Source organism: Mesorhizobium sp. WSM4846, from assembly GCF_055811415.1.
Window position 1 is genome coordinate 26,950 of record NZ_JBVVPZ010000058.1, and the last position, 8,274, is coordinate 35,223.

The 8,274-nt window shown below is 59.4% G+C and carries 7 protein-coding genes and 1 pseudogene; 7 read left to right on the forward strand and 1 reads right to left on the reverse strand.

Translation table 11 applies throughout. The features are described 5' to 3' along the window. Positions 1–163: 163 nt before the first annotated feature. The 7 genes and pseudogenes from AC0L15_RS30320 (at position 164) to AC0L15_RS30350 (ending at position 7,458) form a co-directional block, all read left to right on the forward strand. A complete protein-coding gene (locus tag AC0L15_RS30320; protein WP_473498026.1) occupies positions 164–2,179 on the forward strand; it encodes a carbamoyltransferase family protein in 2,016 nt (671 codons plus the stop codon). Positions 2,180–3,218: 1,039 nt separating this feature from the next. Continuing rightward, on the forward strand, positions 3,219–3,368 hold the full coding sequence (locus AC0L15_RS30325; protein ID WP_473498015.1) for a hypothetical protein: 150 nt from the start codon (positions 3,219–3,221) through the stop codon (positions 3,366–3,368). 521 nt (positions 3,369–3,889) lie between these two features. Next, positions 3,890–4,012, forward strand: a complete 123-nt coding sequence (locus tag AC0L15_RS30330; protein WP_473498017.1) for a hypothetical protein — start codon at positions 3,890–3,892, stop codon at positions 4,010–4,012. Then, entirely contained in the window at positions 4,009–4,668 is a 660-nt protein-coding gene (nodB, locus tag AC0L15_RS30335) for a chitooligosaccharide deacetylase NodB (protein ID WP_473498018.1), read from the forward strand. Before AC0L15_RS30330 ends, nodB begins: the two co-directional genes overlap by 4 nt. 457 nt (positions 4,669–5,125) lie before the next feature. Beyond that, positions 5,126–5,749, forward strand: coding sequence for an FMN-binding negative transcriptional regulator (locus AC0L15_RS30340; RefSeq protein WP_473498020.1), 624 nt, complete (start codon positions 5,126–5,128; stop codon positions 5,747–5,749). Positions 5,750–5,777: 28 nt separating this feature from the next. Next, entirely contained in the window at positions 5,778–6,428 is a 651-nt protein-coding gene (locus AC0L15_RS30345; protein ID WP_473498028.1) for a LysE family translocator, read from the forward strand. A 287-nt stretch (positions 6,429–6,715) separates the two neighbouring features. Further along, positions 6,716–7,458 (forward strand): annotated as a pseudogene (locus AC0L15_RS30350) (TIM barrel protein). Positions 7,459–7,489: 31 nt separating this feature from the next. Here the strand turns inward: AC0L15_RS30350 and AC0L15_RS30355 are convergent. Beyond that, positions 7,490–8,274, reverse strand: a 785-nt coding sequence (locus AC0L15_RS30355) for a LysR substrate-binding domain-containing protein (RefSeq protein ID WP_473498022.1), incomplete at its 5' end; no start/stop codon positions are given.

Sequence of the window (8,274 nt, forward strand, 5' to 3'; positions counted from 1 at the left end):
GAGCACAGGATCTTATGTTGATCCCGGCGGACCTCATAGAATTCCTTGAGGCCGGTGATGTTTGGCTGGCGTTCGGGCGCGAGCGACAACGCGGCCTGTCTTTCTGATCGAACGGTCTCGAGAAGGCCAATTTAGTATTCCTGTACGACAAATGGAGAGCGAGATGCTGTGTCTAGGATTGAACGGCGGATTGGACAAAGTCTATGAAAACAGGTTTCAGATTCCGAACACATTCATGCACGATGGCGCTGCGGTGCTCGTCCGGGACGGACAGGTCATTGCGGCGGTAGAAGAGGAGCGCCTCAATCGGATCAAACATTCCAACAAGCTCCCAATTAGTGCGGCTCAATACTGTCTTTCAGCAGCTGGGGTTCAGCTCAGCGAAATCGATCGAGTGGCGTTCTACGCTACCGAAGACTATAGCAACGCCATGCTTGAAAACATGCTTGTTTCCCAGCCGGACGCCTCCATTCCGTTGGATGCTAAACTGTTGATGCAGCAGCTGCTGGCGCAGGAGTTCGGTACCGAGATCGACGCTTCGCGTATCTCATTCGTAAGTCATCATGAGGCGCACGCCGTGAGTGCTTTTGCAATGTCGGGCTTCGAGCAAAGTCTGATTTTCGCGATTGATGGCTCTGGTGATTTCCTGTCGGGCCTTGTGGCGGTTGGATCTGGTACTGAAATTACGCAACTTGCGACTTTCCCAGAGAACAATTCTCTCGGGCAATTTTATCTCGAGACGATCCGGTATCTCGGCTACGGCTTGTTCGATGAATATAAGGTAATGGGGCTTGCCCCCTACGGCGATCCCGTTCCCTATCGCGAGCTTTTCGAGCAATTCTATGAACTCTCTGCAAACGGCGAGTATCGCGTCCACCTGGACCGCATCGGTCCGACTTTGCTCCGCAGCATTCAGGTTCGGCAAAAGGGAATGCCATTCACTCAGCAGCATATGGATGTGAGTGCGTCGTTACAGGAAGCGCTCGAACGCATCGTGTTTCACATTCTTCGCCATTATCGTGAGGCCACCGGGATGACGCGGTTGTGCCTGGCCGGCGGAGTTGCGCACAATTGCTCCATGAACGGCAAGCTGCTCTATTCAGGACTTTTCGAAGACATCTTCGTGCAGCCCGCATCGCATGACGCTGGATGCGCATTAGGCGCCGCGCTAATCGTGTCTAATGAGCTGGGCCGCCCAGCGCCGCGTACGCGATTGCAGGAGGTCTATTGGGGGCCGGAACTCGCGAGCGATCACGCTGTCGAAGAGGAACTAAAGGCATGGGCGGGGCACCTGGAGTTTGAACGCACTGAGGAGGTGGCGGATAGGGCAGCCGAGTGGATGGTCGGTGGCGCGGTGATCGGCTGGGTGCAAGGTCGTTCGGAGTTCGGGCCGCGAGCGCTCGGAAATCGCAGCATTCTTGCCGACCCCAGGCCCGCTTCAAACAAGGACCGGATCAACGCTATGGTCAAGAAGCGGGAAGGATATCGCCCGTTCGCCCCATCAGTGTTGGAGGAGGATGCGCGCGAATTTTTCGACCTCCCGGGCAGTGCGTGCGAATTTCCCTTCATGAATTTCGTAGTTCGTGTGCGCGATTCCAAGCGGGATTTGCTCGGCGCCATCACGCATGTCGACGGTACGGCTCGGCTGCAAACAGTATCGCGCAAGGTCAGTCCGGCCTACTGGGACGTCATCAATGCCTTCAAGCAGCGGACAGGCATCCCAATTCTGCTCAATACGTCCTTTAACAACAATGCAGAGCCGATCGTAGATTCAGTTGCAGACTCGATTGCCACGTTCCTGACAACAGAGCTGGATGGACTTGTGGTCGGGCCGTACCTCGTCAAAAAACGGGCCGCAAAGCTGCAGGATTGGACTGCGCTCGCGGTTTCATTGCCGCCTTATGTATCCCTGCATAAAGTCCGCGCATACACGGCGCAGGATCGCCACGAGACCGTCTGCGAAATCCGAACGGATCACCGTGACTGTGCGCGTATTTCACATGGCTTGTTCGATCTGCTGACGCGGATCGAAGGCGAAGCCGTGCTCGCGGATCTCCTCGACACAATCACGCTGGATCAGGGCCTGCGCGAGGCTCTCACAGGAGAGCTGCGACTATTGTGGGAGCAGCGCCACGTTCGGATGCATCCCTCGCAAGCTGCTCGCGTCCACCAAAACTGATGCCAAAGTCTGGACGACCGATAACAGCTGCCCAAACACCGGTCTGCACTTCATATGACAGCCTCCAATCCAATTGACCGAGGCAAGGGTCCTGATGATTGCCGCGAGCATGCATGTTCGCTCCAGCTAACGCTTATTGCAGTCGCGGATCAGCAATGGATTTGCTTGCCGGTGGCTCAAGACAGCACCAGTTCGTCGTTTCTCGACGGCGTACCGGGTTGGTGACCGCCCCTGCGACATCAGCTTGGTGTTGCGCATAGCGGATGGGACGAGCGTTGGTGGACAGATTGGCGTGGGTTGACCCCGGTGGCGAGCGGGCGGGGCCGCTTGCGGGAAAGGCGGCGGCCCTTCGGCGCGCCAAGCCGGCATGTTCGTCGTTGAGCTGCTTTTGGCAAAATGCGTCGGTGGGGCGACGATCTTGTCTTAATGCGGCTTGATGCTTGGGCCTCCAATCATCCGGCCCTGTTGTTGGCATCCTTGATTTACGGCAATACGACGCCGGTGCAGATTTCGACGACGCCATCTTCAGGAAACCGAGGATCTGCTGGTCAAGGTCACGCAGGGTTAGCGTTGGCGATGCCCGACATCTGCTCTCGGGCAATCGCCTGATCGGGATGGGAGTCGAGGAAGGGGAGCGCTCTCGAGCACCCGCGCGATCGCAAGCGTCATGGTCTGTGCCCTTCGCGAAGCGCAAGAGTCTTCAGCCCGCGCAGAACCAGGTAAGGCCGAACATAGCGAGAGCGCGGCGGTAAGCCCGTGTGGAGGGTTTCCGCGCCGCCGAGGATTGCGCCGCCAAGGCGGCGGCCCCATTCGCCGCAACGCTTTCGAAGCCGTAGGTCGAGTTCAGAATGACGGATGGCTGAACGGCACTGGAAACACCAGCCGGATCGTAGCAGGATCGCGCGGGTAGCGAAGCCGATTGGCTGTTCGCAGACCGGGCCAGTCTTGGATCGGTGGGCGGGCTCGGGCATCCACTTCGGACGTGCTCTTGGCTTTCAGGAAGAGTAGCTGCAAACTGGTTCGGTTGGCAGGAAAAGAAATGGTCCAGTCTCCAACTCCCGGTGGCTCAATCCGCCCGCATGGCATGGGGGCGCGCCAGATCTACGAAGCACTTCGTGAGCAGATACTCAGAGGCGTCTACGACACCGGCAGCGTCGAGATGCTGCGCGACGTCGTCGCTCAACCCTGAGACGTCGACGGTTCCGCACGCGGGTTAGAACATTCGCGACCGCTCATCGTAAACAGGTCATCGTTGAAAGCAGTTGGGCGACGGCCGCGCTCATGGCCGGCTGAATTATCTGATGCGGCTTGCCGCTACCGTGCCGTTGCGCTCGGTCAGCAGTGCGTGGAGCCGACTTCACATCAAGGGCCATTGTCTCATCTATCCGCAACGTGGATGCTTGTCATCGAAACATTCGATTTTGACTATCGGACAGGACATTGCATAGGAAGAATTCAAGGATGCAGGCTAGGGAGATTGTCGATGTATGCGGTTGGCTCCGAGGAGCATTTTTCTGGTGTGTGCATTCTGGTCTGCGCCGAACATTAAGCGAGCCGATCCCCTTTTCGACCAGGTACGTCGCTGATCGCGCAAGCCTGCATCGCCTCGGCTCTTTCGCCACAAGCCCCCAACTGACGTAGGCGCCTACCCAAGGATCAACAAGTCGAGGTTTCCCATGCGCTCCCAAGGACGGTGGAGGCCACTCAGAAGTGCTGGATCTCGACACGCCGCCTCGCGTGGAGGACGTGCTCCTCGTGATTATGCCGATTGCGCGGCCGATGAGCGAATGGCCGACCGATGCAACAATTGACCGGAAGGATCCGGAGCTATGAAACATCTTGATGACGGATGGGAGGTGCAGAGTGAGTGCGCTGATGGAACCGGTCGTCGGAGCGTTTATCTGACGTTTGACGACGGTCCCGATCCATTCTTCACACCACAGATACTCGATGTGCTGGCGCAAAATCGGGTGCCAGCGACTTTCTTCGTCATTGGCGCCTACGCCGCAGAGCACCCGGATCTCATTCAGCGAATGATCGCAGAAGGGCATAAGGTGGGCAACCACACGATGTCTCATCCGGATCTGTCCAAATGCGGCTTGGGCGAAGTGCAACGTGAGGTATTTGAGGCGAACCATGCCATCATGGGAGCATGCCCGCAGGCCTCGATCCGCTACATTCGCGCACCGTACGGCGCCTGGAGCGAAGAAGTGTTCACTGCGTCAGAGATCGCCGGGCTGGCGGCCCTTCATTGGTCGATAGACCCAAAAGACTGGTCGCGCCCCGGCACCAACGCGATCGTCGATGCAGTGCTCGCCTCGGTGCGGCCCGGCGCCATCGTGCTCTTGCACGATGGTTGCCCTCCCGACGAGTCGAGACGGAGCAGTCAAGCCGGTCTGCGCAACCAGACCGTTATGGCGCTATCCAATCTGATTCCGGCATTAGATGCCTGCGGATATGAAATTCGCCCGCTTCCAGAACATCACTGAAATGCGAGATCCTATGGACCTGCTTTCCCAGCCAGTGCCTTGGGTCTCGCTTATGAAGGCTTACAGGCTTCGTCGACATCGGACGAACTGTCGGTTCCGACCCGTTGACTCAGCGTAGACGTTTGTTGTCACTTGCTATAATGCGCGCAGCCTCTCGGCATTGCTTGGCATCGCCGGAACCTGTTCGACGATTCTTTCAATAAGGTCTCCGGGATCGCGGGCTGCGTCCACAAGGTTTGGCAAACTAGTCGCCATTGCCGGGACATGCCCGATCCCTCGGCTGCGAATGACCAGGTTCTCCGACTCGCACACCCTGCTGTGGATCTGCTCCTCGATCGTCACGATGATCGGGCGCGATGCCATCTTTCACAAACTGGACCACGTCGATAGCTTCTGACTGGCTGTTTCCAGCAGGCCAGCTTGCCGGTATGTGATCGGTAACGCAAGGAGTTTCGCCATGTACATCCCTCCCGCTTTCCGCGACGACGACAACGAGTCCCTGCGCGCCACCATCCGCGCGGCGCTGCTGGCGAACTTCGTCACAGTCACGGCGGAAGGGCCGCTCGCAACGCCACTGCCCCTCTTCCTTGATGAGAGCGAGGGCGAGCACGGCGTGATCTACGGGCACTTAGCGAAGGCTAATCCCCAGTGCCGTGTTCCGCCGATCGGCGACGGCTTGGCCATCTTCATGGGGCCGGACGCTTATGTGACGCCGGCATGGTATGCGACCAAGCGGGAAACCGGGAAGGTCGTCCCAACCTGGAATTACATCGCCGTCCACGCCTATGGTCCGGTCGAGTTCTTCGAGCATGCGGGAAGGCTGCTGGACGTCGTGAAACGTCTCACCGACCGCCACGAGGGCGAACGCGCCTCGCCTTGGGCGGTGTCGGACGCGCCGCCGGATTTTGTACAGGCGCAACTCCGCGGAATCGTCGGCCTGCGCATGCCTATCACGAGGCTGGAGGGTAAGCGCAAAATGAGCCAGAACCGGAACGCGGCCGACCGCGCCGGCGTGGCCGCGGGCCTCGCGGCGAGCGAGCGGGCATCTGACCGCGAGATCGCCGCTCTCATCCCGAAATAATCATGAACTTCGTCGGAAATCGACCATGATGCCAGAACTGACCCCATTCGCCCTGTACCTCACCGCGGCCTCCGTGCTCGCCATCACGCCCGGTCCGGGCATCTTCTACGTCGCCGCGCGCACGCTCGCCGGCGGTCGTCCGGAAGGTATCGCTTCCAGCTTCGGCACCGGGTTGGGCGGCATGATCCACGTCCTCGCCGCAAGCTTAGGTGTTTCCGCGATCGTGCTCGAGAGCTCGGAACTGTTCTCCGCATTAAAGCTGTTAGGCGCGGTCTACCTCGTCTGGCTCGGCTTTCGCACCTTTCAAGCCGCCCGCCGCAAGGGAGCGACTGGCGGCGATGATGGCGCCCCGATGCGTTCAGTCGGACCCCGGCGGGCGTTTCGTGAAGGGGTGCTGGTCGAGGCTCTCAACCCGAAGACGGCAGCCTTTTTTCTAGCCTTCCTTCCGCAGTTCGTGAACCCGAGCGCAGGGCACGTAGCTCTGCAATTCGTGGTGCTTGGCTCCGTGTCGATTGCGCTCAACACGCTCGCCGACATCGTGGTTGCCGTCGTAGCCAGCGGCATTCAAGACGGCGCGGCAGCGCGTCCCGGGTTGATCCGCCGCCTGAGAGAGGCGTCGGGCGGCGCGATGGTCGCGCTGGGCGTCGGTCTCGCTCTGGCGAAGCACCCTGCTGCCTGAACCTTGAATTCGATGGGTTGGGCATCTCTCCGGGTTGGCGGGTTAGTTTGCGGAAGCAGATGGATGGCTGCGAGTTAGCTTCGGTCATTACACCAATTCAGGCGATGTCTCAGCAGGCGCGGCACCACAGTGAGGGAAACGTGAGTTCGACTGCCTGGCCTTCCTCATGACCATCATTTTGGCCCTCGCGAATCAATGCACGTAGAAGCCAGTCAGCCGAGAATGACTGCCGTTTCATAGGAAAGCCAAGCCATGCGCCAAGCATCGCCCGCTTTGCACTCGATCACATGGCGACGCCGGGACTTGACGTCAGGGCACTTTTCGCTTTTGCCGACCAGGGCCTAACCGACGCAGCCGACAGTACAGCAATGCTATTGCACGCGGCAGCCGGCGGCGGACGTCCGGTCTGCCGCCGCTGAAGCAGGCGTTGGGATTTTTCCATCAATGCCTTGCAGCGCTTCAACGAGTGGACTCCTGCCCCCAGGGCCGAGGCGAGCAAGCTCGCCGATTTATGCGGCGGCCTGCGGAGGCAAGACGCTCATGCTGGTGCCGGTCAACGATGGCTCCTGGCCTGCCAATGGCGAGCGCCGGGGCGATCTCCGCGTCGCCTTGAAGGCGCTCAAGCCGATCCTCCAGTCGCGCGGGCCTGATCGGTCTCATCGAGCCGCTGGGCTTCCAGACTTGCTCGCTTCGATCGAAGAACGGAGCGGCTAAGGCCATTGCCGCCATTGATGGCCAGTCCGTCTTCCGCCTCGTGCACGACACATCACGCCGCTCGCCGGGGAGCCGTTCTTCTCCTGCGACCTGGCCGGTCTCGTGCACATCTCAACCGTGAACAATCCGATCCACTGGATTTACCCGGATCGCGTCCTAGTCGGTTCCGACAATGGCAGCCAGATCCGGGCGCTGCTTGATGGCGGCTATGGGGGGCCCCTTCTCATTCCCACCGTTTGTCGACGCAGCCCACCCGCTGGACGACCTCGCAGGCGCACTTTCCGCGACTATCGATCTCGTTCGACACGCCTGTTGACACGAGTGCCGGTGTGAGACGCGGTAGTCAATCAGGGCTTGCGACCCTTTTTGGTGTCCCGCGGAGAACTCATTCGAGACGCCTCCTGTAACAATATCTCTCGCATCCAGACGCTTGCCGCATCACTGTTGTGAAGGGCGGGCCATTGGAGGGCCTCGGTAAATGCGGGAAGCGGCAGCGGAAGTTCGATGATCTGCAGTGGGAAGGTTTTCTTGAAATGCTGAACCAGCCGGAAGGGCATGGTCGCTATACGAGCTGTGCCTGAGACCATCGGCGGGATCATGCTAAAGGCCTGCACGATAACCTCGACACGTCTCTTCAGGCCATGCTCAAGAAAAAACCGCTCCTCGATGGAGGGCTTCAGCGCCCGCCCGAACTTGGCCGCAACGTGCCTCATCGACATGTATCTCTCGAATGTAAGCTGCTGTGGCAGCTGCTTGTTCGTGGGGCAGCCTACGCACACGAGCGTGTCGTCGAACAGCGCCGCTCTTGGATGTGCGCTCGACATGAACAATTCCGGACAAATCAGAAAATCGACGTCACCGCGCCGGAGAAGCTCATCGGGCTCGTCGTCGAGCGGCAGCAATTCGAAGCTGACGGCGGGTGCTTCGCGTGCAACACGCTCCACGACCTTTTCAAAAAACACCAGTGTGGCGAAATCGGAAAGGGTGATCCTGAAACGGCGATCGGATTGAGCCGGATTAAACGGATCCCAAGAAATAATCGAGCTCTGGATTTTCAAGAGTGCGCCGCGAACAGCGGGGGCGAGTGTTTCCGCACGTGGGGTTAGAACACGTTCGCGGCCGCTCATCGTAA